At 34.7% G+C, this 25768-nt stretch carries 22 protein-coding genes and 1 pseudogene; 17 read left to right on the top strand and 6 right to left on the bottom strand.

Going from position 1 to position 25768, the window contains the following annotated elements:
- Positions 1-58: 58 nt before the first annotated feature.
- The 13 genes and pseudogenes from ABWU36_RS05950 to ABWU36_RS05890 all read left to right on the top strand — a co-directional run bounded on the left by ABWU36_RS05950 (position 59) and on the right by ABWU36_RS05890 (position 9007).
- Complete coding sequence (locus ABWU36_RS05950) at positions 59-1000, top strand: IS110 family transposase (RefSeq protein WP_114517251.1); 942 nt, start codon at positions 59-61, stop codon at positions 998-1000.
- Positions 1001-1113: 113 nt separating this feature from the next.
- The gene (locus tag ABWU36_RS05945; protein WP_264707177.1) at positions 1114-1419 is read left to right on the top strand and encodes a hypothetical protein; all 306 of its coding nucleotides are present in this window, start codon (positions 1114-1116) and stop codon (positions 1417-1419) included.
- A gap of 1 nt (position 1420) precedes the next feature.
- On the top strand, positions 1421-1912 hold the full coding sequence (locus ABWU36_RS05940; RefSeq protein WP_353272981.1) for a phage tail protein: 492 nt from the start codon (positions 1421-1423) through the stop codon (positions 1910-1912).
- A gap of 9 nt (positions 1913-1921) precedes the next feature.
- On the top strand, positions 1922-2401 hold the full coding sequence (locus ABWU36_RS05935) for a hypothetical protein (protein ID WP_264687795.1): 480 nt from the start codon (positions 1922-1924) through the stop codon (positions 2399-2401).
- Positions 2388-2852 (top strand): phage baseplate assembly protein V, encoded by a 465-nt coding sequence (locus tag ABWU36_RS05930; protein WP_065095149.1) that lies wholly within the window; start codon positions 2388-2390, stop codon positions 2850-2852. Before ABWU36_RS05935 ends, ABWU36_RS05930 begins: the two co-directional genes overlap by 14 nt.
- Entirely contained in the window at positions 2853-3107 is a 255-nt protein-coding gene (locus ABWU36_RS05925) for a PAAR domain-containing protein (protein ID WP_253303343.1), read from the top strand.
- Positions 3108-3109: 2 nt separating this feature from the next.
- Positions 3110-3445, top strand: a complete 336-nt coding sequence (locus ABWU36_RS05920; protein WP_065095147.1) for a GPW/gp25 family protein — start codon at positions 3110-3112, stop codon at positions 3443-3445.
- 2 nt (positions 3446-3447) lie between these two features.
- Complete coding sequence (locus tag ABWU36_RS05915) at positions 3448-4248, top strand: baseplate J/gp47 family protein (RefSeq protein ID WP_353272982.1); 801 nt, start codon at positions 3448-3450, stop codon at positions 4246-4248.
- Positions 4249-4532: 284 nt separating this feature from the next.
- The gene (locus tag ABWU36_RS05910; protein WP_353272983.1) at positions 4533-5693 is read left to right on the top strand and encodes a phage tail protein; all 1161 of its coding nucleotides are present in this window, start codon (positions 4533-4535) and stop codon (positions 5691-5693) included.
- A gap of 168 nt (positions 5694-5861) precedes the next feature.
- On the top strand, positions 5862-6572 hold the full coding sequence (locus ABWU36_RS05905) for an ankyrin repeat domain-containing protein (protein ID WP_353273133.1): 711 nt from the start codon (positions 5862-5864) through the stop codon (positions 6570-6572).
- A 33-nt stretch (positions 6573-6605) separates the two neighbouring features.
- Entirely contained in the window at positions 6606-7070 is a 465-nt protein-coding gene (locus tag ABWU36_RS05900; RefSeq protein WP_353273132.1) for an ankyrin repeat domain-containing protein, read from the top strand.
- Between the two features lie 4 nt (positions 7071-7074).
- Positions 7075-7506 (top strand): DUF2924 domain-containing protein, encoded by a 432-nt coding sequence (locus tag ABWU36_RS05895; RefSeq protein ID WP_353273131.1) that lies wholly within the window; start codon positions 7075-7077, stop codon positions 7504-7506.
- A gap of 9 nt (positions 7507-7515) precedes the next feature.
- Positions 7516-9007, top strand: a pseudogene (locus ABWU36_RS05890) (recombinase family protein).
- A 421-nt stretch (positions 9008-9428) separates the two neighbouring features.
- Here ABWU36_RS05890 and ABWU36_RS05885 read toward each other — a convergent pair.
- The 6 genes from ABWU36_RS05885 to ABWU36_RS05860 form a co-directional block, all read right to left on the bottom strand.
- Positions 9429-11375: an ankyrin repeat domain-containing protein gene (locus ABWU36_RS05885; protein ID WP_353273130.1), complete on the bottom strand. Its 1947-nt coding sequence runs from the start codon at positions 11373-11375 to the stop codon at positions 9429-9431.
- A gap of 155 nt (positions 11376-11530) precedes the next feature.
- Entirely contained in the window at positions 11531-12970 is a 1440-nt protein-coding gene (locus ABWU36_RS05880; RefSeq protein WP_264720027.1) for a hypothetical protein, read from the bottom strand.
- A 900-nt stretch (positions 12971-13870) separates the two neighbouring features.
- The gene (locus ABWU36_RS05875; protein ID WP_353273129.1) at positions 13871-17290 is read right to left on the bottom strand and encodes a cytoplasmic incompatibility factor CifB; all 3420 of its coding nucleotides are present in this window, start codon (positions 17288-17290) and stop codon (positions 13871-13873) included.
- A 53-nt stretch (positions 17291-17343) separates the two neighbouring features.
- The gene (locus ABWU36_RS05870; RefSeq protein WP_353273128.1) at positions 17344-18813 is read right to left on the bottom strand and encodes a cytoplasmic incompatibility factor CifA; all 1470 of its coding nucleotides are present in this window, start codon (positions 18811-18813) and stop codon (positions 17344-17346) included.
- A 289-nt stretch (positions 18814-19102) separates the two neighbouring features.
- The gene (locus tag ABWU36_RS05865) at positions 19103-19636 is read right to left on the bottom strand and encodes a pyrimidine dimer DNA glycosylase/endonuclease V (protein WP_253307348.1); all 534 of its coding nucleotides are present in this window, start codon (positions 19634-19636) and stop codon (positions 19103-19105) included.
- A 20-nt stretch (positions 19637-19656) separates the two neighbouring features.
- Positions 19657-20565, bottom strand: a complete 909-nt coding sequence (locus ABWU36_RS05860) for an Rpn family recombination-promoting nuclease/putative transposase (RefSeq protein ID WP_264688169.1) — start codon at positions 20563-20565, stop codon at positions 19657-19659.
- Positions 20566-20950: 385 nt separating this feature from the next.
- Between ABWU36_RS05860 and ABWU36_RS05855 the strand changes: the two genes are divergently transcribed.
- The 4 genes from ABWU36_RS05855 to ABWU36_RS05840 all read left to right on the top strand — a co-directional run bounded on the left by ABWU36_RS05855 (position 20951) and on the right by ABWU36_RS05840 (position 25641).
- Positions 20951-21892, top strand: coding sequence for a helix-turn-helix domain-containing protein (locus ABWU36_RS05855; RefSeq protein ID WP_353273127.1), 942 nt, complete (start codon positions 20951-20953; stop codon positions 21890-21892).
- Between the two features lie 211 nt (positions 21893-22103).
- Positions 22104-22784 carry a RadC family protein gene (locus ABWU36_RS05850; RefSeq protein WP_265016463.1) on the top strand — a complete coding sequence of 227 codons (681 nt, stop codon included), beginning with the start codon at positions 22104-22106 and terminating at the stop codon, positions 22782-22784.
- A gap of 131 nt (positions 22785-22915) precedes the next feature.
- On the top strand, positions 22916-23338 hold the full coding sequence (locus ABWU36_RS05845) for a hypothetical protein (RefSeq protein WP_353273126.1): 423 nt from the start codon (positions 22916-22918) through the stop codon (positions 23336-23338).
- 509 nt (positions 23339-23847) lie between these two features.
- Positions 23848-25641 (top strand): reverse transcriptase/maturase family protein, encoded by a 1794-nt coding sequence (locus ABWU36_RS05840; protein WP_253309139.1) that lies wholly within the window; start codon positions 23848-23850, stop codon positions 25639-25641.
- The last annotated feature ends 127 nt before the right edge of the window (positions 25642-25768 follow it).

Raw genomic sequence — 25768 nt, 5'->3', positions numbered from 1 at the left:
GAATTACAACCCTGTATAGCATTTACGTTATTATTTGATTATATTTATAGGTATAAAAATGGCTAGAATAGTTTTTATGGGTATTGATGTTTCAAAAAAAACACTTGATATCTCAATCGACAATAAACATCAGCGTATAGAGAATGCAGAAAGGGCTATATCTGAGTTTATAAGATCAAGAATGACTAACAATATATTTGTTAAGTTATGTGCAGTAGAATCAACAGGCGGTTACGAAAAACTTGTCATAAAATTGTTGCGAGAACATAACATAGCTGTTCATAGAGCTCACCCAAACCGGGTATATGCGTTCGCAAAAGCCTGCAACCACTTTGCAAAAACAGACAAATTAGATGCAAAATTGCTAGAAAAGTATGCCGAATTTATCACGAAAAATGATGAGGTAGTAGAATGCATAGTTTCACAAAAGCAAGAAGAACTAAAAGAATTAAGGGCAGTTGAGCGCAACCTAAACGACGATGTTCACGCAAATATGTGTCGTTTACATAAGGTTACAGGGAAAGCTAGGGAATATATAGAAAAACAGGTAGAATTTGCCAAAAAACAATTAGAGCAAATTAGACAGGATATAGAAGGTATAATAAACTCTGACCCTGATTTGAAGGAAAAAAGCAAACTGCTAACTAGCTATAAAGGTGTTGGACGAAAAATAGCAAGTATCCTACTCATAGAGGTACCTGAGCTTGGCAGGCTAGATAATAAGGAAATAGCTTGTCTAATTGGAGTTGCACCAAAAACCAATGAAAGCGGAAGGAAAGTGAGTAAAGCTCAAATCATAGGTGGCAGATTTTATGCTCGAAAAGCATTATACATGTCTGCCGTGGTTGCTATTCGTCATAATAGGAAAATGAAAGCACTTTACCAGCGTTTGGTTGACTCTGGTAAAGCCACTAAGGTTGCATTAGTTGCTGTGATGAGAAAAATCGTCGTTTGTTTAAATGCCATGATAAAAAACAACAATTTTTATCTTGATGCTTAAGACGGTAGGTCCCCACATAGAAAACTCTATTTATGACCTTTAAAATATACCATAAAAATATAAGATATGCAATATGTTTAAAATAATATGTAAAGACTTTTAGAAAAAATGGTATGCAGGAAAATATAAAGAGATTATTTAAAGATTGTTTTGCCCATTTAGGAGAAGTGGCTTTGTATAAATCAAAGGATAAGTCATATATGGTACAGGTATTAAAGCAACAGCCAGATAAATTATACGAGATTGGTGAAGGACAATTTGTAGGAGAAACTTTAGCGTTAGAAGTAAGTGCGTTTGATGTGTTAAAGCCAATAGTAGGAGATGTTTTTGTTATAGGTGATCGAAGATACAAAATACACACGCCACCACTTAGGGATAAGTCTGGAATGATCTGGAGAATCGAAGCATCTGGGGTGTAAAATGTCTGTGCATATAGAAGTTGAGGTAATAGAAAGTGTAAATGCTAAAAGAAAAAAAATAGAATTAGCAATAGTGAGAGCATTAAACAAAACAGCACTATGGTTAAAAGCGCAAGCAGCTAAGGAAATCAGTGAGGAAAAGAAGGTAAAATTAAGTTTGATAAGAAAGAGATTAAGAATTTTTAAGGCGAAAACTAGCAGATTAGAAGTGTTAATTAGAGCAAATCTCTATGACATTAGAGCATCGACAATTGGCAAAATACAAAAAACAAGAAGAGGATCGAAAGTAGGAAAGCATGAGTTTATAGGAGGATTTGCAGCAGTTATGCCAAAAGGAAATAGCGGTATTTTTAAACGTGAAGGAAGGGCAGCATTGCCAATAAAGGAAGTTAAGTTGCCACTGAAACCTGAGGCTTCAAGGATAATAGGGAATCTTGTTAATTATGAAGTTGAAAAGGTATTTGAAAAATATTTTATACATTACATGAGTTAAATTATATGCATGACAAAGTTCTGGAAAGATTTACATCAAGCAATTTGCAGCACACTGAAGGAAGAAATACCGGCTATACAGACATGTGAAATTTATCCAGCAATAAGAAAAGAATTATTAGCGCCAGCGGTATTTGTGGAACTTAGTGGCTTTGAAAAAGGACATGATCCAGGAACAGAAGAATTAGCGCTGAAAGCAAGATTTGAGGCGAGGATTGTAGTTGATGGAACAGTAGAGGATTCCTCGGTAGTTGTTAGAACATTAGCTGCTGAGGTTGCGAGAGTAGTAAATAAGAATACTTGGAATATGAAAAATATTTCACCAGGTGAATTTATATCTGCAGAAATTGACGGATTTAGGCCAGAATTGGATGCTTATCTTGTGTGGCTAGTTGAATGGTTTCATGAGGTACGCGTGGGTAAATCAGTATGGTCAACTGGCATAATGCCACATGTTATTGAGATAGGTGAAGTGCATGTTAGACCATAGTTTTGCAATTTCAGAGCTAAATAGAAAATTAGCGAATATTATCCGTATTGGATTGGTGAAAGAAGTAGATTATGAAAAAGCAAAAGTAAGAGTGAAAATAGGAGATATTGTAACAGATTATCTGCCATGGATAACAAGCAAAGCAGGAAAAGATAGAGATTGGTCTCCTCCAGATATCGATGAACAAGTAATGGTATTTTCTCCTCTTGGTGAACTATCATTAGGAGTGGTATTAGGAGGAATATATCAGGAAAAATACTCTGCACCAGAGAATAAAAAAGAAATAAATAGTGTGAAGTTTCAGGATGGAACAAGATTATTATATGATAAAGAGAAGCATCATTTAGAGATTGAAGTAGTAGACAAAATAACACTGAAAGCTGGGGAATCGAGCATAGAGATGACGAAGAGCGAAATAAAACTGAAAGCAGATAGAATAAACCTTAATTAAATGAATAAATCGGTTGTACGAGTAGGAGATTATTGTGTAGAAGTAACACCGCATTTTTGCATTAGTGGGAGTAACAATGTTTTTGTAAATGGTAAGCCAATGTGCAGACAAGGAGACAGTTTTAGTGAAGGAAGAGCATTAACTGAAGGATCAAAAACAGTTTTTTCAAATGGTCTTGGTATAGGAAGAGTAGGAGATATAGTTTCATGTGGGTTTAAAGTAATAAAAGGCAGTGAAAACGTGTTTGCAGGCTAAAAATGAAAGGGATGGACTCCAAAACAGGAAAAGAATTAGAAGGAATAGAACATCTGAAACAATCAATAATTGATATACTGACCACTCCTATTAACAGTAGAATAATGAGGAGAGATTATGGGTCAAGACTATTTGAATTAGTAGATAAGCCAATAAATAGAGATTTAACTTTGGAAATCTATTCAGCAGTAGCAGAAGCTCTACAAAGGTGGGAGGAAAGATTTAAGCTAGAAAAAGTAAAAATGACAGAGGTGAAAGAAGGAAAAGTAACGCTTGATCTAGAAGGATTATACTTACCAAGCGGGAAAAACATTCATTTTGATGAAATTGTAGTTTAAAGATGAAGCAGCTAAATATTGTAGAAAAGCTGAGTTATGAAGAAATCTTTTCGAGAATGAAAGAAGAGTTAGTCCGTAGAGATGAAACCTTTTCAGGATTAGTAGAATCGGATCCAGCAATGAAGGTATTAGAAGTAGCAGCATGGAGAGAGTTGTTACTCAGACAAAGGATAAACGAAGCTGTAAAGGGTAATTTACTAAAATTTGCAACGGGAGAAGATCTTGATAATTTAGCTGAGTTTTATGGAGTGGAGAGGCAAAAAGAAGAAGATGATGAACGATTTAGAAAAAGAATTAAAGCAAAGATAGTAGGCTCAAGCACGTGTGGAAGCAAGGAGTATTATAGGTATCATGCACTGTCGGCAGATAGTAGAGTAAAAGATGCATTAGTAGAATCACCTATACCAGGAAAAGTACAAATTTCAATCTTATCAACACAATTATCCACAACTGGCATAGTGTCAGAAGAGCTACTAGAAATTGTAAAAAAGCAGGTTACTAGAGATGATATAAGGGTTTTAACCGATACAGTAACAGTAATTGGTTGCAATATTACGGAAATAGATATTCACAGCAGAATGAGCATAAGTCCTGTAATATCGAAGGAGGAAATCAAGAAGCAGTTCATTAAGAAGTTTGAAGCAAATAGAAGGCTGGGATGGAATGTTACAAGATCTTGGATAATAGCAAATTTGTTTGTAGAGGGTGTAGAGAATGTAGAATTAATAGAACCAAAAGAGGATGTTGTGGTACTGGGGAATGAGTGTGCGGTGCTTAGCTACGTCAAGTTAGATAGGATTTAAAACGTATTTTTTGCTTTGTGGAATCATACCAGTGAGAGGATTACGTGCAATAAGTGGTTTAAGGTTTACTGGAAAAAATGACCAATGTTATGCAGACGAAAAGATTCTCCTTCTCCTAGCTGTTGCAACTTATTTTTTAAGGTATTAACAATATAGTCAAATATCAAAGAAAGTATTTTTAATACCGAGAATATCTTTGTTTTTTATCAGTTCTGCAATGATCTCTTGCTTACTCATAAGCTACCTAAATAAAGGAAATTAAAGCAACTTGAAAGAAAAGACAAATGAAAAGTTTATTACCGCCAAACGCAACAAAGCAAGAAAAAGCGCTAGTAGAAACAATCGACTATAAAGTTAATCCAAGTTGCATAAGAGGGTTTAAATTTAGATTGGAAGAAGAAACATTGCCGTGGATAATAGAAGAATATGGTTTAGAAGAAATACTACGCTGGGTAAAAGATAGAAGAAAAGCAGTAGTAGAAGGAGTAAAATTTCAAAGACTGCGAGGAACACCTAAATCACTTAAAATAGCACTCAAGTGGGCAAATATAGAAGACATTACAATCATCGAAGAACCACCCGGTAAACACTTTTTTGAGTTGCAAGTAGGGATAAAAGAGGTACCAAATGACTTCTTCGTAGATGCAGTAGTAGAGCTGGCAAAACTATCACTGCCTGTAAGATCCAGATTGATGAGGATTTTTAACGATTATTATAATGTGCAGAGATTTATATTGGATGAGAGTTTATTTGGAGATCTTCTTTCTGATTATTCAGGGGTAAAAATAGAAAAAGATGGACCAGTGTTATCATTTGGAAGAGTAAATTTTTTCAGGTCTAGTGGTCCAGTTATTAGGATTATAGAAAACTATCTACGCGATCATTATGAACGAGCTTTAAGCAATGATATATATCGCCTAGATGTAGCAATCCTTGGAGAAACCGAGCCTCACACAAGGGATTATAAAGGCATCTATGAAAGAGATCATTTGTGGTACAACTTAAAAGCACTATATCCATTACCACAGAGTTTATTACCATCGATTAAATTTGCAAAAGCGCAGATAGTATTATCAGACAGTTGGGATTTAGGAGACATAAATACGTGCTTTCCAGTTAGTAGCGTAGAAGAAAGAGGAAATAAATTTGTATTGGGAAGCGATAAACTTTCAGGGCAATATTGGAATTTAAAACACAAGCCAATTTTAGAAAGATTTAGCGTTACTCACAACTATAAAGTAGAAAATTATACAGATCAGAAGGTCAGAAAATATGTTTTAGCAGAACACAACGTTTACTATAAAAATGATTTAGAGCAAAAAGACTCAATACACGAATTAGAAAAGCACATTTTAGTATTTTACCCGGGAGTACTGAAGTGGCATGAACATCGACATTTGCACAGAAGTTGGAAAAATAGTCAAGTTATATCTATAATAAGCTAAGTACTTATATTTAGATCCTCATATATTATATTAATAATAGGTAAAAGTGTATGAAATAAAAAGAAAAAGACTTGCTTTCTTATGCTAAAACGGACATGACTTGAATAGCGGCAGGTAAATATAAGAAATTTGTCTGGCGCTAGAAAAGCTAATTTTGTGAGGTATGAAATGAGTTTTAGCAAGAGTAAGTTTTTTAAAGAAGTATCAAGTAACGGGTTTAAAAACATTAATAAAAGAAATGAAGAAGGAGAGACGATCTTGCATCAAGCAGTAGAAATCTCTGATTACAAAACAGTGAGATTATTAATAAAAAAAGGAGCAGAGGTAAATGCAAGAGATAAAAATGGTTATACACCTCTACACTGTGCAGTATTCGCAAAGAGTTTAGAAAATGTAAAAGTGCTGCTAAGGGAAGGAGCGGAAGTAAATGCCACTCAATATGTCACTGGATGTACGCCACTCCACTCTGCGTGCAAAATAGGAGGAGCAGGAGTTGAAATAATAAAAGAGCTAGTAAAAGCAGGGGCTGAGGTTAATCAACTGAATAAATATGGTGCAACACCAATGTATTACATATGGGAAAGTGAAAAGTATTGTCTGTGTGATAGCGAAGAGAGTAAAAAGGCAAGTAAATTTTTGAGAGAAAAAGGAGGAATAACAAAAAGTAGAAAACTGACGTGCTATGGAATAGAGAGGCTAGTGGGAGAAATAGCAGACATGTTGAATAGGAGTTATTTACCGGAGTTAAAAATAATAGAGATAGAAGAAATAAGGAAGAGAGACAAATCACTAATAAAGGAAGAATGTGAAAATTTAGCAAGCAAAATAATGAGCCAAGTGAATGAAATGATAGATGAGGTAGTGAGAAAGAAGGCTTAGGGATTTAAATGTAAAGAAAAAGTGGGGTAAGTTATGGTAAAGCTCGGTAAAAAAGAGGAGTCACTATTAGAGAACTCGTTTAAAAATATTTATGAAAGAGATGAAAAGGGAAGAACAGTTCTACATTATGCAGTAGACGCAAAAACAGTGAGTTTATTAGTTGAAAAAGGAGTGAATGTGAATGCAGCAGATGTGGAAGGACATACAGCACTGCACCTAGCAATAACGGAGAAACGTTTAGAAACAGTTAGAGAATTGATAAAATCAGGAGGGAATGTAAATGCTGAAGAGTATGGCAGTAAATGCACACCGCTGCACCTTGCATGTATGGTAGGAGAAAAAGAAATAGTGGAGGAGCTAGTAAAAGCAGGGGCTGAAATAGAGCAAGCAGATAAATTTGGAATGACAGCAATGGATTATGCGAAAAATAGCAAAGAAATAGCCGAGGTATTAAAGAAAGAAACAGACAGAATTGAAAAGCTATTTATGAAGGGCTAAAAATATGGAGGAAGAAACAGAAAAGAAAGTAATGAATTTAGAGAAAAAAACGTTAGAAGAGCTAAGGAGAATGTGGAAGAAGGTATTTGGGGAAGAGGCACCTAAACATTCAAAGAAATATCTGATACCGAGGCTAGCATATAGAATACAGGAGGAAGTATATGGAGAAATGTCAAGAAAAGGAGCAAAAAGACTAGAGTATCTGGCAGATCGGCTAGAGAAGGGAAAAAGAATAAGTAGCGATAAATTACCAGTAGAAGGGACAGAATTAATACTAGAGAGAGGTGAAGAGACACATGCGGTAATGGTAACAGATAAGGGTTTAATCTATAGAGAAGAGTTTTATACGTCATTATCAGCAGTAGCGGGAAAAATAATGGGAATGAGCTACAACGGACCTTTATTATTCGGGATGCGTGATAAAAGTGGAAATTGAGGAGAGAGAATGCTAAAAGAGGTAAGATGTGCGATATATACAAGAAAATCAAATGAAGATGGACTAGAACAAAAGTTTAATAGTCTTGATGCGCAGCGAGTAGCATGTGAAAAGTATATAAAGAGTCGAGAAGGGTGGGTAGCATTAGCAAAAAAGTACGATGATGGAGGGTTCTCAGGGAGTAATTTAAATAGACCAGCGATAAAGGAACTATTCGAGGATGTCAAAGCCGGAGAAGTGGACTGTGTGGTAGTTATATACATTAGATAGACTATCAAGGGAAACAAAAGATAGTATAGAAGTGACATCATTTTTTAGGAGGCATCGAGTAAATTTTATAGCAGTAACACAAATATTTGATAATAACACACCAATGGGAAAATTTGTACAAACAGTGTTATCAGGAGCAGCACAACTAGAAAGAGAAATGATCGTAGAAAGAGTAAAAAACAAAATAGCAACATCAAAAGAGCAGGGATTATGGATGGGTGGAACTGTGCCGCTTGGGTATGATGTAAAAGATAAAGAGTTAATAATAAATGAAAAAGAAGCAAAAGTAGTAAAGTACATATTTGCAAGGTATATGGAGCTAAAATCAATGGCAGAATTGGCAAGAGAGTTAAATAGTCAAGGTTACCGTACGAAAGGAAAATCAGATATCTTTAAAAAAGCGACGGTAAGGAGAATAGTAACAAATCCAATATATGTGGGAAAAATACGGCATTATGAGAAAGAGTATGAAGGAAAACATGAAGCAATAATAGAAGAGGAAAAGTGGAAAAAAGCACAAGAATTGATAAAGAATCAGCCGTATAGAAAAGCAAAATATGAAGAGGCGCTACTAAAGGGAATAATAAAGTGCAAGAGCTGTGGTGTAAATATGACGCTGACATACTCAAAAAAAGAGAATAAAAGGTATCGATACTATGTATGTAACAATCATCTAGGAGGGAAAAATTGCGAATCAGTAAATCGGACTATAGTAGCTGGAGAAATAGAAAAAGAAGTAATGAAAAAAGCAGAGCAGCTATGTGAAAAATGGGAAGAAAAAGCAGAAGAATGGAAAAATTTAAGTTTTGGAAAGCAGAAAGAAATAGTGAAAAAGTTAATAAAAACAGTATTAGTGAAAGAAGATGGAATAGAAATGAGTTCAGAGGATAAGGTGGAATTTATACCAATAAAAAAGAAAGGAAACAAATGCACAGTAGTAGAACCAGAAGCAAAAACAAACAATGCGCTACTGAAAGCAGTGGTAAGAGCCCATTCCTGGAAACGGCAACTAGAAGAGGGAAAATATAGAAGTATGAAAGAGCTGAGTAAGAAAATAAACGTAGGTACAAGACGTATACAGCAAATTTTGAGGCTGAATTATTTAGCTCCGAAGATTAAAGAGGATATAGTAAATGGAAGGCAGCCAAGGGGTTTGAAGCTAGCTGATTTAAGAGAAATACCGGTGTTGTGGAGTGAGCAGATGGAAAAATTTTACGGCTCAGCGTCGTAACGTTTATAAAAACAACAATATGAAAAAACATCGAAAAAAGTATGTGCCAGAAAATTAAAAAAGGTTATTGCAAAAGGAGCTACTACAAAGGGCCACACAAAAAGATGTTGAAATTGATATAGAAGAGCAAATAAATGTTACAAAATCAATTATGTAAAAATATCAATATAAATGATGAAGATTTTAGCATATTAGATACAACAGTGATAGAAAATGTATCCAATTTTAGCTGCATATTTTAATATTAGACCTGGAGTGTAAAAGGCAGCTCAGCCAATTGTATGTTCCATATCCTCATTTTGTAGCCAGCTTAAAAACAATATAAGAGTATTCTTAGAAGACATTGGTACAATTTCCTTAATCTATAAATTATAGTAGTTTATATTTAAATAATAATCTTTAACCTTTATGGCAAATTAATCTACCTAGAAACTTCTCTCTTAGGATCAGAAGTCCTTCTTAACTCTTCACGTTCTGTCCATTTGTTGTTAGACTCGCTTATTACTTCAGGACGCATTAATCCACCAGATCTTTCAAAATATCCCTGTTCAATAGCATCGTAGACCCAGTAGTTACCAAGCTCGCAATCATTGCCCAACTCTTCTTCGCGACCTTTGAATTTTTCTAATATTTCTTCTCTATCACTCACTTCTACTATAATTTTGCTTTTATTCTGTACGTCAGGATACAGCCTAACGTCTACATTTCCCAAACTAGTATAGAAAGTTAATACTATACTGCTACCTTCTGTAAGATCTGTGTAATTCCTTATGCCATCTTCAGTTTTAATTTCTACTTCACTATTACCGATCTTTACTATATTTCTTCCACACTTTACATCCCCATCTGTTAGACCTAAATCCCTTACCCCATCTGTTATCTTTATAATGTCTATTTTACTATCTTTAGAATATTCTAAGTAAAAAACGGAGTTGTCTACTCTTGCATCTTTTAGCTCGCTATTGGTTGCACTTTTTGCGATTTCAATAAACTTATGAGAATTGCTAATATAATCTCTATAAGCTTTTTTTAGGTTAGTTTTATGCTCTTTAAATTCTGATGTCAGTGTGTTAGCATCAACTGTATTACCAAACACTGCCCCTTTTGATACTAATTGACATATTATACTACTAGCAACTTTAGGATTTTTTTCCAACTCATTGATTTTTTTCATCACATAATCGGTAAAAGTGTACTCATTACCTAAAAAGAAATCTTGTGAAAGAGAATAGTTTAATCGTACACCAGACTTTATAGCATCGTTTACAATCTTTTCAAGTTCAACCATGTTTTGAGCTCGAAATACCTTATCAGAAAACTTATTTAACTTCTCCTTTTGATTTGAAGTTAAATTAACGAGTAATTTACTGGCCTGTCCTTCCTTTTGCTGACGATAAATATTTATACCATAATCTAATGCTCCTGCTTCTAAAAATATCTTTCTTAACTCTTGAATAAGACCTTCATTGTCCCAAGAAAAACGATCAACATACGAAAACACTTTTGATTCACCCATTCCTTGCCGAATATTTAGCACCACTTTTAGGTCTGAATCTCTTTTATGCTTACTTAAAAAGTCCTTTAAATTTTTAGTGCAGTCTGAATCGAGTACAAGTAAGTCATACAATTCCTTATTCATCTTTTTCTGTTTATCAGTTAAAAATAATTCTTCAATATCATAGCAGAGGTTATTAGTTGCTATTTGTTGTGGAGTTCTCCCCTTTCTACTTGTTATATTAGGGTTAGCTCCTTTCAAGAGAAGAGAGTTTGCATTATCGTAATGACCTTTAGCAGCAGCAAGGTATAGTGGTGTTTTTCCTTTATTATCTTGTATGTTAGGATCTGCACCTGCTTCTAAGAGTAAATCTATAGCCTGATTTCCTGTACGACGAAATCCACCAATATTTGCTCCTGCAATTGCATGCAATACTGTTGATTGAGATTCTCCTCTTCTGAGATTAAGAATTACTTTTAAATCTTTATTGTTTTTATTATCATGTAAAAATTCTTCAAGGGGCTCAGTATTATCAAATGAACCACAGTTAGAAGCTAAACATTTTAGAGCACTAAGTAACTTTTTGTTTAAATTTTTTTGACTTGGTGTAAGGTCATGATCTAGAGCAAACCAAACACAAATCTGTTCACTTAATCCAAGTTTGCTATCTATCAAAGATAATGGTTCATTATAGTTTCTGACTGATGGTAAGTCTCCTGAGTACCACATATCATTCATCAGCTCATTTAATAAATGCTCTTTAGATGATAGATGTTCTATAATTGATTCATATTCAAAATCAGATGGCTCTGGTTTGGATTTTGGTTTTAGTAGATTGATAATAGATTTTACTATCCCAGTAGACTCACCCATACTTATCCCTCTAAGCTAAGATATATGATACATTGTATGCGATATGTAACATTAAGTCAATAACCATAATCTTTTTACTACTCACGTCGTTAAGCTTTTGTGAAGTTTTTATGGTGAGTAATATAAGATCTTTAGACAATCAAGCAGTGTAGCATTTACCCTACAGTACGGCTTGTTGTCTGTTTTGAATTTGTTACTATCTCACACCAACTATTTTTTTTCTTTTCATTAGATAAGGTAATTTTTTCAGAAGATTGACGTAGTGTTTCATGTTTTTCAAAATATCCTCGTTTAATCGCATCATGTACTGAATATCCACCAAGTAAGCAATTTTCTCCTATTTCTTCCTTATCTTTTAATTGATCAAGTTTCTTCTTGTCATCGTCACTTATCTTTACTTCAATTTTATTGTTGTCTTTATCACTAGAACGTAGATGAATACTAATCTTTCCTACTTCAGTAGTAAAAGACATTTCAATGCCACCTTCTAAAACGTCTGTATAATTTCTTTTTCCTCCTACATTTTCAACTCTTACTATACTCTTTCCAACATGAAATATATGATGTCTAAAACTTAAATCTTTCACTTTTGGATTATTTATAACTTTTGCAACCTCAACAGTGCTATCTTGCGAATATTTTACATAAAAATATCCATTATCCATTTCTACGTGTAAAGCTTTGCCTTGGGCACTACTGTTTATAATACCTTCATCTGCTACACTTTTTAGCTTGTTATCAATTTCTTCACATTCTGCAAAAATCTCATAACTGAACCCATAAGTTGCATACAATAACTTATCATCATAAAAGGAACTGCATTTTACTCTTCCACCTTTTAATAGTAAATTACTCATGATATTGCGTATAATACCTATATTTTTATCATCTGATACACCCTCGTAGGCAGGAATATCTCTTATTCCCTTAGAAACTAAACTTGTTATAGTCTCACTATCGTCTGATAAACTCTCATAAGGTGGTAATCCCTTATGCTGTCGTATTCTATCAGGGATATTTCTTATTTCCTTAAAAATTAAACTTGTTATAGTATACTTATCATCGTTATATTTTGAATTGAGTCTTATCCCTTTTTGCAAATATTTATTTGTTATGCACTCTATACGCTCTAAAGCAGTGTTTGTAAAATTTTCATGCTTATCCCTATAACCTTGATCATTTTTTGTTACTACATCTTTTAACTCTTTACGAAATTCATCAATTAGACTTCTCTCACTTTCAGTCAGTAGTAGATCTAACTTAATTAAAGCAGAGTCTCTTGGACTAATAGGGTAATTTTTCCAATATAAATCACTATCATCAGTTTCACTCTGATACGACAATGTATGTTTTACACATGTGTCAACAGCCTCCCTAGTTTCATGTCTCTGATCAAGGTCATAACATTCCGAACGATTACTTATTCCTTGAACAAACAAACTATAATCATCTAAATCTGTTATGTCATCTTCAGGCGTTGGTCCCTCATTGCTATTACACTCAATTTTTGAATGCCATGGCTCAGTATTTAATTCCTCTCCTAGCTTTTGTTCACTGATAGATTCTACAACATATTTTACTGACTCTGTAACCATACTACCTCCTAGCCTAAATATAGAATATATTATGTACAATATATAATATTGGTCAAGCTAATTTCAACACAATCTTTTTACTACTCATATTTTTGTTAAGTTTTTATGGTGAGTAACAATGGAGTATATAGAGAGGTTAAAAGTTGCTTATGACTCCAAATTCGAGCTAATTTTACTATAAATCAACATGGTTAAGACCTATACTTGATATCACTACTATAAGAGCATGATGAATTATACTTTAAAGGAGTACGGAAACTGCTGAAGCTTATACAGTAACCTGCGGAGCCACTTCAGCAGAATAAACAAACACATGCCAGTATTAGTAGAGAATTATTTATAAGTCAACTAACTTTTTCAAAAAATATTTTAGTGAAGATACCATGCTAGCTAGTGTTATAAAGAATTGAATTATTGACTCTTCCTAAGATTGCAAAAAGGGTCGTATATTTGTGAGAACAAGCCGCGTAAAAATAAGGTTATAAAAATAGAAGATTTAAATTATTTTTATAAGCTTAGGCAAAATAGTTCGTATGTAGATATGGATGAAATGGGCTAATATGGGTAGTTTTAGCGTATAGTAAAATTATTATATTAAAAAGTTCGTATGGTACACATGGTAGACCACGCGATTCCAAGAAAAAATCTTCTCACGCTAGCTGATTTTTGTTGCTGGAAATGGTTGCATCATTTAAATTTATTAATGTTATACACTACCAAATTAATAGTTGCTCATTTAAGAACCTCCTTCAACTTTACCCAACTCGACACATATACTTTTTGAAACATTGCTGCAAGTAGAAAAAAACAGGTTACCCACCTTAACTTCTTTAAATTTGCTCACAATCTTTACTTGATGCATAAGGTTTTTGTTACACTCCTTTCATCTACCGATTACCTCTACTTACCGCCTTTACCTTTGCTAAGGTCAGAAACACGACTAGCTTCAGGACCTTCTAAACTCGACTGTGGCAGGTCACCAAAATTACTGGAATCACTAACACCAAGCGATATAGGTGCTTCTACTAATCCATACCCTCCTCCTACTCTGTGATATCCTAATTCTAGATAAGTACGTAGTAATGGATCAATTTGTTCTCTATTTTGAATGTATGCTTGCAATTGCACATCTTGAAATCCCGGATCATTCCTGAATAATTGTGAAATGCCCACTCTTATGTTCTGAAAGTAATTTCTATCTCTGTTTGGGTGGCCTCTTCCAAGAAAATCGCGTATTATATTTATGATATTCTGCACTTGCCCAACAGGATTTTCGTTTAGAACTCGATTAATATCACTAGCATTTTCTAATGCCCATAAACCACAATTCCAACCATCTGTTTGCTGACTAACAGAAACATTATTAATCCTGATATTATTTCCTAAGTTATTTTGAATGATATCAGTAATACCACCTGGAACAGCAGTAGCAGTTGAATCAGCATAGTACCCAACATAGTTCCCATTTTGACGTTCAATCACTAGTGTAACCCAATGAGTATTATTTAAAGTAATGATTAAAGTTAAACGCTGTTGTTCTTCATTTTCCCTAAATTGATTTAATACTCTAACAATGTGCTCGTTACCGTCATTCCTTGCCAAATTAGCTACTTCAAAAGTGTGATTACCTTCAGTACGAAGCTGATATCGCAATCTTCCAGCGTGAGCTATATCAATTTGTTGAAGCCAGTAATCATAATGTTCATTTCTCGTCGCAAATTCTAGTGTAAGTAGATCATTTACTTCTATCCCTTGATTTCCAAGAATATCTCTTATTTGTCTTCTTATCTCTTGTGCTGTAGGAATGGAATTATCACCTCCCCTTATTCTTGACTTTAATGTTTCTATTACCTGTGCTCTAGTACCTTGCAAGTAACTAAATGGAACGTGCAGATTATCATCTATATCAAGCAAAAAAATAGAGTTCTGTCCTGGTTTTCTTTCCGTGTAAAAGCGCCTGAAATTTTCACGAGTCTGATCTGATAATAGACCCTCTGGTGGATTTTCATCAATAACACTTTCAGGTCCCACTAATCCTCTAGTACTGCGGTCAAGCCTATGTATATATAGTTCTTGTGGAATAGATATAAGATCTTCTACTCTCTGTGCACCTGCATTAAATACAGCAGAAGATAAAACCACCTCATTTCCAGGAGTAATAGGCAAATATCCCCTTTGCTTGTTCATAAGTTCTTTTATTCGATCTTTTGCGTTATTCTCCTTTTGTGCTACTTCTTCTGCATTATCAGCAAATCCTAATACATATACAATCGGGTGAGTATCTGAAGCATTCTCCGTAGATTGTCTTAATAATAAAAGGTCTAATCTCTGTTCTGTAATTCTTGTGAGCATTACCCTTTCTCCTTCTTCTTCCTGCCTCCTTTTCAAACTATATGTTTGACCAATTTTATACATAGCAAGCACTTTATCAGGATCGTCACTAGCATAAAATGTACCATGTAGTATAGAACGAAACTTATCCTCACTATTAACATTTATTGCATCCCTAAGTGGCATCAATGCTCCAGAGATCTCTTGAAATAATCCTCTATGCTGACCTACATTTTTCCAGCCATCATTCATAACCCTTTCTGAAATACCATGTACATTTTCAGCATTAGGTACTTGTACAAGATCACCATCAAGAAAATTATTTGCATTATTATTTTGGTAATCGTGATATAAACCAAGGTCATTTGGTTGATCAATATCTAGCTCAAATTGGTCATTAAGTGTGCATGAAACTTCCCATACATGAACATTATTTCCATTAATATTAAGATTTTCTAAATTGATTGCTCCTTGTTGTTGTGCATCGTGAGCTCTAATATGGAGTATAACTATATCAGAACCTTCAGCATGAAAGACCATAGTCAATGCGCGCTTTCTTAAATTGGGGTCACCATGTATAAATGTGTGCTTTATTATATGTACTTCATCTTCCTCTACACCTTCTAGTTGTAAAGGGTGTATATCAAAAGCACTACTTCCAAAAGTAAAACCAGTTATACAATCAAATACTCTGTTATAATTATCTGCATTTCTTGGTATTTCACCAGGAAGATGTTGAAGCAAGAAATCTCTAATATTCTCTCCAACCTCTTCATCTTCTATATACTCAAACAATCTTTGTACTAAAGGAAATCTATCCTGTTGAAGCCCTACTGTATCAACACTAAAAGGATCTAGATTTAAATTAAAATTTAATCCAACACAAACAGTATGCTCTGATGTGGTATGAATAGGTATAAATGAAGAATTGTGTAACCTTCCAGCGTAGCCTATGGCACAGTTTAATGCAACATCTGACGGTGTGTCAAATATAGCAAGATTAATAACAATAGGAATATTTTCTCTTTCTGCTTGATGACGTACAAGAAAAGCAACATGTGAGTTTCTAGGAGATAAGTCAAGATCGATGCCTATTGTGTAGCGATGACTAAAATTTGCTAAAAAACCTAATAAAAACCCGTGACTCTCAAATTTTTGACTGCGATTTTCAATATTATTTTCTAGCGCTTGTCTGCAATTATCATAGATGTCAGTGATGTATGGCAAAACTTCCCTGTGCATTCTACGTTCTACATTTTGTCTTTGGTTATTTGCTAGTATTCCCATAAAGTTGTCAATCCTTTGTTGACCTTGTGCTACCTGTGCAAACTTGACTGATCTATCAAGTTGTCTGAGCTGATTGTAATTGAGTTGTCTTCCTTTTATTTCCTGAATTGTCAATCCGTGATCTCCTAAGAGTTGTCTAAGAAGACTAATCTCAGATGCTGAATACTTGGCAAATTTATCTCTATCTCTAAAATCCTTTTCACGAATCACCTCGAATACTGTTGCAATTGCCTCTCCCTGACTCTTGCCCTTTCCATGCATGCATACTTTGTATTGCTCAAAATTTAAGTCTTCTTCCCTTAAATTTGGATTTTGCCGTCTAATCTCTCGCACTAGAGCATTTCTCTCCCTTGTACTGAACCTCAACCCATCACTATTAGGACGATCAGAAATACTGTAGCATCTGACAACTTGCTGTCCGTCACGATAAACAGCGACTTTTAGATTTCCTGTATTTCTATTTCTACCACCTGTATCAATACCATGATTATCAAAACGAAAATACACTCTCTCATTTTCATTTAAGATATTAGCATCATGTGCAGTAGAAAACATACTAAAAAAGAATACAGGAAGGAAACGACCTGCACTCACATGATACAAGAAAGATGGACATTGATCTAAAAAAGATTCAAATCCTTGTCTGAATCCTTCAAGATCTCCATCCACCAAACTCCTAATAAATCCATCACCATTACTCATACAAAATACCCCTTATTTACTACGACCAGAAACACCAAGAGTTCATAAGTGGATTACTTATTACCACTAAGCGTAAAGACGCTTTTTTTCTTATAAGAAGAAACACCACTTACACTAGGAGTTCCAAGCTCAGACTGTGGACCATCATCAACTGGCAAAGTTGTTTTCTTACTACCATGAGCTTTAGATCGTGACCGTAAATTATTCCAAGGACCATCACCTACAGGTGGTAAAATTGTTTTCTCTAACTCAGAGAATAATTCTTCCGCAAACAGACCGTAATCTACATTTACTCTTTTACCTTCTCTACCACATAATCTAAGACTTTTTATTATCCTTCCCTTAAAGAACTCAAATCTTTCAGGAAAGCTATTTTTAGCAAATAACATCATATCTAGTATTTCTTTTTTCTCTATTTCTTTTTCCTCATCAGACTTATAAATGTCTTCTCGTTTCCAGTTAATTATTAACCCTGCAAGCATGTCCTGTATAGGAACTATACAATTAGAAATATTAACAGAAATCTTTCTGTATTCAATAAAGCAGTCACATTTCCAAATCTTCATAATAAGAGATCTAGCTTGAACATTTGATTCAGGATTTTTCAACATTACATTTGAAAGTGAGTAAAGAAGGAGGTCATACTCATCCTGTGAGAGTATTTCCTTTGAATGATCACCTCGTGCTGAAGCTTCCTCATAACACCAGCACTGTACCAAATCATGAACCGTATCAAAAAAACATGACTCTATTAATTCAGCAAGAAGAGCATATACTCCCTTATCTTTCTGCAATAATTTCTGTAAAAGAGTATCTTTATCGACTATCTTATTTACACAAAAATCTAAAATAGGAGCATCTTTCTCAACAGATTGAACGCGGGACAGAGCAATAATAGCTTCTATAAGTTTCTTTTCCTTATCTTCTTCTTTTAAATGATTATAAAAATACTCTACTCCTTCACTCCACTTAAGTTTTACAGCACTGTCAAAGCCTTCTACTGCATCATACTTCTTTAATTCCCCAGATTCTCTATCGATCCAGAAGTTGAACACATCACCTTTTCTCTTCATGCTATTTAATAGGGAGTTTCGTATGTATTTATCAGTTATAGGATTACCGCTACCATCAAGTGTGCCAGGAGGAAAACTGTTCTTGTAAAATTCAAATCTTTTTTGAAAGAATGGATGAATTTTATCCACTACACAGTAACTACAAGCCATCTCATATTTGCGAAGTGGATTATCTATTCCACCTATTTTCTCTTCAGTAAACCTTTGACCTAAAGCAGCATTATCCAACCTTACACCTGACCAGCAACCTTCATCTTGGAATACATTGTGCAAAAACTTCAACTTATCACCCTTAAAGTATTTTATGTGCTCCATAAAGTTATCTTGAAGGACTCCCACCCATCTCTTGATAGCTGACTTCCTCCCGGCAGCAACTGTTGGATCTGGATGTTTAATAGCTTCCTGTAATTTTTTGGACATCGTAGCCCGAAGCTCTTTCTGTGTTGGCATTAACCCCTCCTATTAAGTATTTATATAAAAAAGGCATTGTACAGACATTAGAATGGATTGCAATATTAAAATTACTAGAATAGAGGGTTTAATAAAAAAAACGTTATGGCTAAAACTTCTTTTCTTGAATTTTCTCAATATAATCAACAGAAAACCCTGTTATTTCAGCAATAACATCAATAGAAACACCCGCCTTGAGTGAATTTTTAGCCACAGCTATTTTAGCCTGTTTTTCGCCCTCTTCCCTGCTTTTTTCATGTCCGATTTGGATGGCTTCTTTATTTATGAGCTATATTAGCTGTGGTATTGTGTAGCAGATTATCCAACCTGGTGCTTCTCTACCTTTTTCCCACTTAGCAAACCTCATCTTTTCTTTTAGGTAATATTCTCTATAGGCTTCTATTGGATTACTACATTTATATCGATCAGGTAACGCTTGTGTAAAAATTTGTATATCAGCTGATTGAAAAATTAGCAAATCCTTATTATTATCACACCAATCTATAACTTCTTCGGATTTATGCGTTCTTTTGTATCGCAAGCTATACTCTATGCACAATTCTTTTCCATGCTTTATCAACCAATTAAAGTTTCCTTTTGAGTGTCTAGCCCATAGAGAACAAGGGTGGTTTTTGTGAGTAAGTTTATATGGAACTTCTATATTCTGGTCTGTGATGCTGACTAAAGGATTTGGCACTTTTAATGCTATTGAAAAAACATTACTTAATAACTGAGCAGTTTCTAATGGCATTTTTACTATATGCTTATCACATAACATTTGTGCCGCAATTGCTGGGTTTTCATCTAGTACAAAGATGTTCATCTATACACCCAAAGATAGAATTAGCTTAAGTCTTTGACTTCGTTAACTGTAAGACCAGTAGTTTGAGCTATTATATCGATAGAAACCCCTGCTTTAAGTAGGTTTTTTGCGACTTCAATTTCCCTTTCTTTTCTGCCTTTTTCATGACCGATTTGGATGCCTTCTTCTCTGCCTTCTTCTCTGCCTTTTTCAGTAGCATCATCAAGTTTTTGAGCGAGGACAGCCTGTTCATCAAGAATACGTTTTATTTCCTGTTCATAGGCAATAAATTCTTTTTCTGACCAGTTAAATCTATTTAGCTCTTCATAGGCCTTTTTAATTATTACATCACTACCTATTATTTTTTCCAGCTCTTCTTCACTAGTCTCATCTGCATATCGAAAAAAATAAACCCATTTTTCAACTATATTTTCCAACTGATCTTCCTTATTCTTTGGAAATTTTGGCAACTCAATAAATATAAAATAGAAATCTTTTAGATCATGCTCATTAGTGTCTTCATCTCGAATAGTATGCTTTGATTTGTACTCAGATTTATTAGGAAACAGTACACAATCTGCTATAGCAATGAAGATAATTTCCTTAAGGTTATGATACTGGTCACCTTTATCAGCTTGCCTTGAGTAAGCTTTAGCAGCATAGTATTGAGCACGTTTTTCAAATCCTTTAGTTTTAGCGACCTGCATCTCGCAAATGTATTGAGCACCTGTAGAATCTCTACAGAGAACATCAACAATACTTTGCTTTTTAGCGGCGATATCAGGGTCTTGAATAGTACTTAAAAACTCTATATCATTTATTTCATTTTTACCAGTAAAGCCAAGAATATCATTGAGGAAGTGAATAAGGATATCTTTATTTTTTTCAGTACCGAAGATACGCTTAAACGATACATCATTTTTGGGATCAAGAAACTTAGAAAAAGCCATGAGACATTAACCTAAAAAGCATTAATAATTATACACAATTCTGAAGAAATGTTCAAGTTTTTTATTTTTTTAAGTTTTGAATGCGTTGATGAAAAAAAATGTCTCCCATAGATGGCTTTAGAATGCTACTACGCACCTTAGAGGTTTTTGGGGTAGATCTTTTTATAACCCACTCATAAAGCGCCTAAAAACCCCGGCAAATGAATTCATGAGCTATAAAGAGCTTTAAAAACACTTATTTTTGGTGCAAGGGCCTAACAAAAGTGCGAGCGTAAGCCTACCATTAGCTCTCACACCTTTCATAATAAAGAGCTTGAAGTCAACATTTTCATGGTAAATTTATGCTCACCTGTGTAATAATGTGTAGTTTATTTCTGTTAGCGGCATGGCAAAACGTACTACTATCTCCATAAGATACGAAATAGCGCAGAATGTAAGAAGCTGGATATTAAAGCGAAAATATACCCAAAAAGATTTAGCAAATAAAACAGGTATAGAATACTATACGCTGCTAAGGTATGTAAAAGGAAAATGTGGCATTCCAACTGAAAAGTTAAAACGTATAGCAAAGGCATTGTCAGTTCCTATTAGTAATCTACTTCCTCCACCAAGAGAAGACAGTTGTTTTGATAAAGATAAGGCGCAAGAGACGTACGATTTCATGGGAAAATACATGAAAACAAAGGGGAGAGGACCGCGCAAGGCAATTAATGCATTAACCAAATTTATTCGAGCTCAAGAGGAAAGTGATGTAAAAGCAGCAAGAATAAGAATGGCAAAAAATATGCTCGAGTTAGAATTTGATGCTGATATTATCTACCAAGCAACAGGCTTATCAATAGATGAATATAATAACAAAGAGCTAGTTGTCTGTAAGCGTCACAAGGAAGGACAAGAGATGAAGAAATGGAGGATAATAAGGGAATATACTCAAGAGGAATTGGCAAAAGAGCTCGGTGTAGCGCATTCACAAATACATAACTATGAACAAGGAAAGAGTACCTTTTTAAGCGAGGTGGCATGTAAGGTTGCAGAAATATTATCAGTGGATGATAAAGATCTGATAACGGAAGAAGATTACTATGAAGACGAGGAAGCGGAAAATGAGCTATTAAGTTTGACGAGAGAATTCAAAAGAATTGATAATCAGGAATCAAGAGATGAACTGAACATACTAATAGGATTTTTATCCCAAAGAAAGCAGATTTACAAAGAAAAGATCGACAAAGCAGAAGGGATAAAAGTAGCAAATAATCTACTTATACTAGGTATTTCTGTTGATGCTATTTCTTCAATCACTGGCTTATCTAGTGAGAACCAATCCTGAGCTTATTTTTTAAGAGTACGAATACAAAGTGATATCGCTTAAAGAAACCAATAATTATTAATATCTTCTATCTTTTCACAAAAAAAATAAACAAAAAAAATCGAAAAAATTGACTTGACTCCCGCCAAAATAGATGGCTTTATGCCAAAGCTACTAAAAAAGTAGCAGTAAACATTTAAATTTTATAAGAAACTAATTCAAGGTAAATTTTATGAATAATAAGAATAAAGACGAAAATGAATTTATAGAAGAAATAAAGAGAGTAAAACAAAGCGGAGGAGAGGCTCTACTAGATCATGAAATAGTTGTAATGCTTCTAAGTTCAGTTCATGACAAAGCACAAGCTCAAGCTATTGCTGGAAAGCTAATGGATACTTGTAAAGGAATAGGAGGAATTTTGGGTCGAGAAATGTATGAGCTGAAACTAATAGATGGGGTAACTGACTCTGCAGTTGCAGCGATTGAATGTGTTAAGCAAGCTCCAAAGAGGGCACTAAGAGAGGATTTAAAGAAAGGGCCTGTAATGGATAATTACGCAAAACTCGTAGAATATATAAGGGTAAATATAGGTCTATCAGCAAAGGAAGCTGCAATGATAATTTATTTGGATAAGCAGTACCATTTGATAGAAGATGAGGTGCACATGGGTACAATAGATGAAGTATATATTTATGAAAGGGAAGTAATAAAAAAGGCACTAACAATAGAGGCAAAATCAATAATACTGTCGCACAACCATCCAGGAGGAAGTTTAAAGCCATCCAAGGAGGATAAAGCTGTGACGAGTGAATTAGCGGCAGTATGTCAAGGCGTGAGAATGGAGCTAGAGGATCACATTCTTATATCAGGTAAAAAACATTTCAGTTTTAAGAAAAACGATCTGCTTTGCTAAACTTGTATTGAAAAGAGTTGCATAATATAGAATGCTCATTTATAATGTCTATAATATTCACATGATGAATTAATAATAAAGCAACAAATGACAATGTATACTTAGATAATATTTTAATATTGGAGGTTTATATGAATAATAAAGTAATTGTACCTTTTAAAGATAAAGAGGGAAATACGTACGAGTTAACCATAGATCTTGACAGATTGTCGAAAAATGGAATATTGGATGCTATTAGAGGTATGAGTCGTACCATCAAGCAGTCCACAAAGGAAACTGTAAGCAGATTAGCGGGAATATTGGATGCTATTGAAAAGCAAACTGATAAGAAAACCCCGTTGTCTGTCCTTTTAAGCAAAGTCATGAATAAGAAGGCTAAGGATGTAAAGACTGAAGGTATGCCTTCCCCTCGTGACAAGTCAATCAATTTTGGAGAAGGACGTGGATTTTATAACACAAAATCTTTAAATCGTCAAAGTTCAAATCCATTTATTCCAGCTTTAAACAAGATAGAGCCGAGTGCAATTGAAAATGTGCGCCGTGGTACGCATTAAGAAATACTTAGCAGAGCTAAGCGGGGTTCAGAATAAATGGCCTCGAGGTGAACAACTAACTTTAACCCGAAAGGGAAGGAGGACAAGAGCATGTATGTAAAGCGAGAGTTATCTGAAGATGTGTAAGATAACGGCTTGCAACACCTGATCAATATGGTTAAAGCTAAACTGCTTGAATTCTAATCTTCAGGGGTGGGACTTCACATCCATGGGTATCGCATTTAAAACCCCATGTCTACGGTAAGCACAGATTAAACTTTCGTTTGTGTGACATTCTGGCTGTAGAACGATAAGTAGTGAACTTATTTAAGAGGATGAATGGAAAACCTAAGTTGATCTAGAACAGTTCTTAGTGACGGAACATGGGATGACCTAAGGAACGCGAGTTCTATGGTTACGGAGTCATCGTAGTAGTCGTGAAAGTAACGAATCACCGGGGAGCGTGGGAAAGCCACATACAGGGCAAAGGGTGACAGATAATTGAATGTTGAAATTGGGAGGTACGCAAGATGCGGAAAGCTGAAACAATACTTAACATTATACGTGAACGTGGACAAAGAAATTTGCCGGTTAAAAACGTATATCGCCTACTTTATCAGCGTGATCTTTACCTTCGAGCGTATGGCAAACTTTGTCGTAATAAAGGTGCTATGACAGAAGGTGTGACAACTGAAACAGTTGATGGTATGTCTTTGGAGAAAATCGATAAAATCATAGAGGATTTACGCTATGAGCGATATCGGTGGACACCAGTAAAACGTATCTATATTTTAAAGAAGAGTGGTAAACGCAGGCCGTTAGGATTGCCAACATGGTCAAATAAGTTACTTCAAGAAGTAATCCGATTAATATTGGAAGCCTACTATGAGCCTAAATTTAGTGAATGTTCACATGGATTTCGACCAAAGCGTGGATGCCACACTGCATTAAGAGCAGTAATGCAAAAAGGCAGAGGTACAAAATGGTTTATAGAGGGAGATCTCAGTGCATGTTATGACTCAATTGATCATACTATGTTGTTGAAAATACTGAGTGAAAGCTTCCAAGATAACCGTTTTATTCAGCTAATCAATCGACTGCTAAAAGCAGGATATATGGAAAATTGGAAGTACAATAAGAGTCATAGTGGGGTACCACAAGGTTCTATTATTGGTCCAATTTTGAGTAACATATTACTCGATCGGTTAGATAAACATGTGGAACATATACTAATACCAGCAAATAACCGAGGTAAGCGAAGAAAGACAAATCCAAAATATTTAAGGTTAACCATGCAAGTATCGATGATGAGAAAACAAGGGAACTGGGATCAAGCAAAACAACTGCGTCAATTAGTGCAGGGTATGCCATCTAAGGATTCTTGTGATCTAAATTATCGACGTCTTTGGTATGTTAGGTATGCTGATGATATTCTGGTAGGGTTTGCAGGACCAAAAAATGAAGCTGAACAAATTAAAAATGAGATTGCTAAATTCCTCAATGAGGAGCTCAAACTTATGCTTAATGAAGATAAAACGCTTATTACACACGCGTGTGATAGCAAAGCCAATTTTTTAGGTTATAAAATACACGTCTTGCATGCAGATGATAAACATGATCATCGGACACAACGATGTATTAACGGTAGTATTGGGTTACGTGTACCACATCATATAAAGCAGAAAAAGTGTTCTGAATATATGCGTTGTGGAAAGCCTATACATTTACCTCAACGTACACTTGATACAGCTTACAGTATTGTTGCTCAGTATCAAACTGAATATCGAGGAATTGTACAATATTACAAAATGGCCTACAACCTTCACACACTAAGTTATTTGAAGTATGTGATGGAAGTATCATTAGTAAAGACTTTAGCATCTAAATACAAAACAACTTGCAGGAAAATTTATAGAAAATTTGGTGCAATGATTGAAAACGACGAAGGTGAAAAACGAAAAGTCATCCAAGTCAGAGTAGATCGTTTACCATCAAAGATACCATTAATTACACACTTTGGTGCTGTGTCACTAAAATGGAATAAATGGGTAAGTATAAGTGATAACCTTATACCAATATGGAATAAGCGTAGTGAAATAGAGCAAAGACTATTGGCACAAACTTGTGAATTATGTAAATCACAAGAGCAGATTGAAGTACATCACGTACGTAAACTTGCTGATTTGCTAGGTAAACGTAATACTGAGCTACCGAAATGGAAAAAGAGAATGATTGAACGACAGAGGAAGACTCTTGTTGTTTGTCATGAATGCCATAAGAAAATCCAATATGGAAAATATGATGGTGACTCCTTAAAACGTTAGATTATTGGAGAGCCACGTGATACGGAAACGATCATGCGTGGTTCGGAGAGGGGTTGTTGGAAAAGTACTTAACAAGTAACTCGCTGGCTGCCCACTCTACTTCATGCACAGTTCTGTGAGAGGCTGG

Origin of the sequence: Wolbachia endosymbiont (group A) of Portevinia maculata (genome assembly GCF_964028525.1) — a bacterium.
In the GTDB taxonomy this organism is placed as follows: domain Bacteria; phylum Pseudomonadota; class Alphaproteobacteria; order Rickettsiales; family Anaplasmataceae; genus Wolbachia.
This window is presented reverse-complemented; position numbering and strand designations above follow the sequence as displayed.

Coding starts and splice junctions, on each gene's coding strand:
- ABWU36_RS05905 (WP_353273133.1), top strand. CDS start 5,862: ATGAGTTTTAGCAAGAGTAAGTTTTTTAAAGAAGTATCAAGTAACGGG.
- ABWU36_RS05900 (WP_353273132.1), top strand. CDS start 6,606: ATGGTAAAGCTCGGTAAAAAAGAGGAGTCACTATTAGAGAACTCGTTT.
- ABWU36_RS05935 (WP_264687795.1), top strand. CDS start 1,922: ATGACAAAGTTCTGGAAAGATTTACATCAAGCAATTTGCAGCACACTG.
- ABWU36_RS05865 (WP_253307348.1), bottom strand. CDS start 19,636: ATGAACATCTTTGTACTAGATGAAAACCCAGCAATTGCGGCACAAATG.
- ABWU36_RS05855 (WP_353273127.1), top strand. CDS start 20,951: ATGGCAAAACGTACTACTATCTCCATAAGATACGAAATAGCGCAGAAT.
- ABWU36_RS05870 (WP_353273128.1), bottom strand. CDS start 18,813: ATGCCAACACAGAAAGAGCTTCGGGCTACGATGTCCAAAAAATTACAG.
- ABWU36_RS05850 (WP_265016463.1), top strand. CDS start 22,104: ATGAATAATAAGAATAAAGACGAAAATGAATTTATAGAAGAAATAAAG.
- ABWU36_RS05920 (WP_065095147.1), top strand. CDS start 3,110: ATGAAAGGGATGGACTCCAAAACAGGAAAAGAATTAGAAGGAATAGAA.
- ABWU36_RS05895 (WP_353273131.1), top strand. CDS start 7,075: ATGGAGGAAGAAACAGAAAAGAAAGTAATGAATTTAGAGAAAAAAACG.
- ABWU36_RS05915 (WP_353272982.1), top strand. CDS start 3,448: ATGAAGCAGCTAAATATTGTAGAAAAGCTGAGTTATGAAGAAATCTTT.
- ABWU36_RS05875 (WP_353273129.1), bottom strand. CDS start 17,290: ATGAGTAATGGTGATGGATTTATTAGGAGTTTGGTGGATGGAGATCTT.
- ABWU36_RS05940 (WP_353272981.1), top strand. CDS start 1,421: ATGTCTGTGCATATAGAAGTTGAGGTAATAGAAAGTGTAAATGCTAAA.
- ABWU36_RS05950 (WP_114517251.1), top strand. CDS start 59: ATGGCTAGAATAGTTTTTATGGGTATTGATGTTTCAAAAAAAACACTT.
- ABWU36_RS05930 (WP_065095149.1), top strand. CDS start 2,388: ATGTTAGACCATAGTTTTGCAATTTCAGAGCTAAATAGAAAATTAGCG.
- ABWU36_RS05860 (WP_264688169.1), bottom strand. CDS start 20,565: ATGGCTTTTTCTAAGTTTCTTGATCCCAAAAATGATGTATCGTTTAAG.
- ABWU36_RS05885 (WP_353273130.1), bottom strand. CDS start 11,375: ATGGGTGAGTCTACTGGGATAGTAAAATCTATTATCAATCTACTAAAA.
- ABWU36_RS05845 (WP_353273126.1), top strand. CDS start 22,916: ATGAATAATAAAGTAATTGTACCTTTTAAAGATAAAGAGGGAAATACG.
- ABWU36_RS05840 (WP_253309139.1), top strand. CDS start 23,848: ATGCGGAAAGCTGAAACAATACTTAACATTATACGTGAACGTGGACAA.
- ABWU36_RS05945 (WP_264707177.1), top strand. CDS start 1,114: ATGCAGGAAAATATAAAGAGATTATTTAAAGATTGTTTTGCCCATTTA.
- ABWU36_RS05910 (WP_353272983.1), top strand. CDS start 4,533: ATGAAAAGTTTATTACCGCCAAACGCAACAAAGCAAGAAAAAGCGCTA.
- ABWU36_RS05925 (WP_253303343.1), top strand. CDS start 2,853: ATGAATAAATCGGTTGTACGAGTAGGAGATTATTGTGTAGAAGTAACA.
- ABWU36_RS05880 (WP_264720027.1), bottom strand. CDS start 12,970: ATGGTTACAGAGTCAGTAAAATATGTTGTAGAATCTATCAGTGAACAA.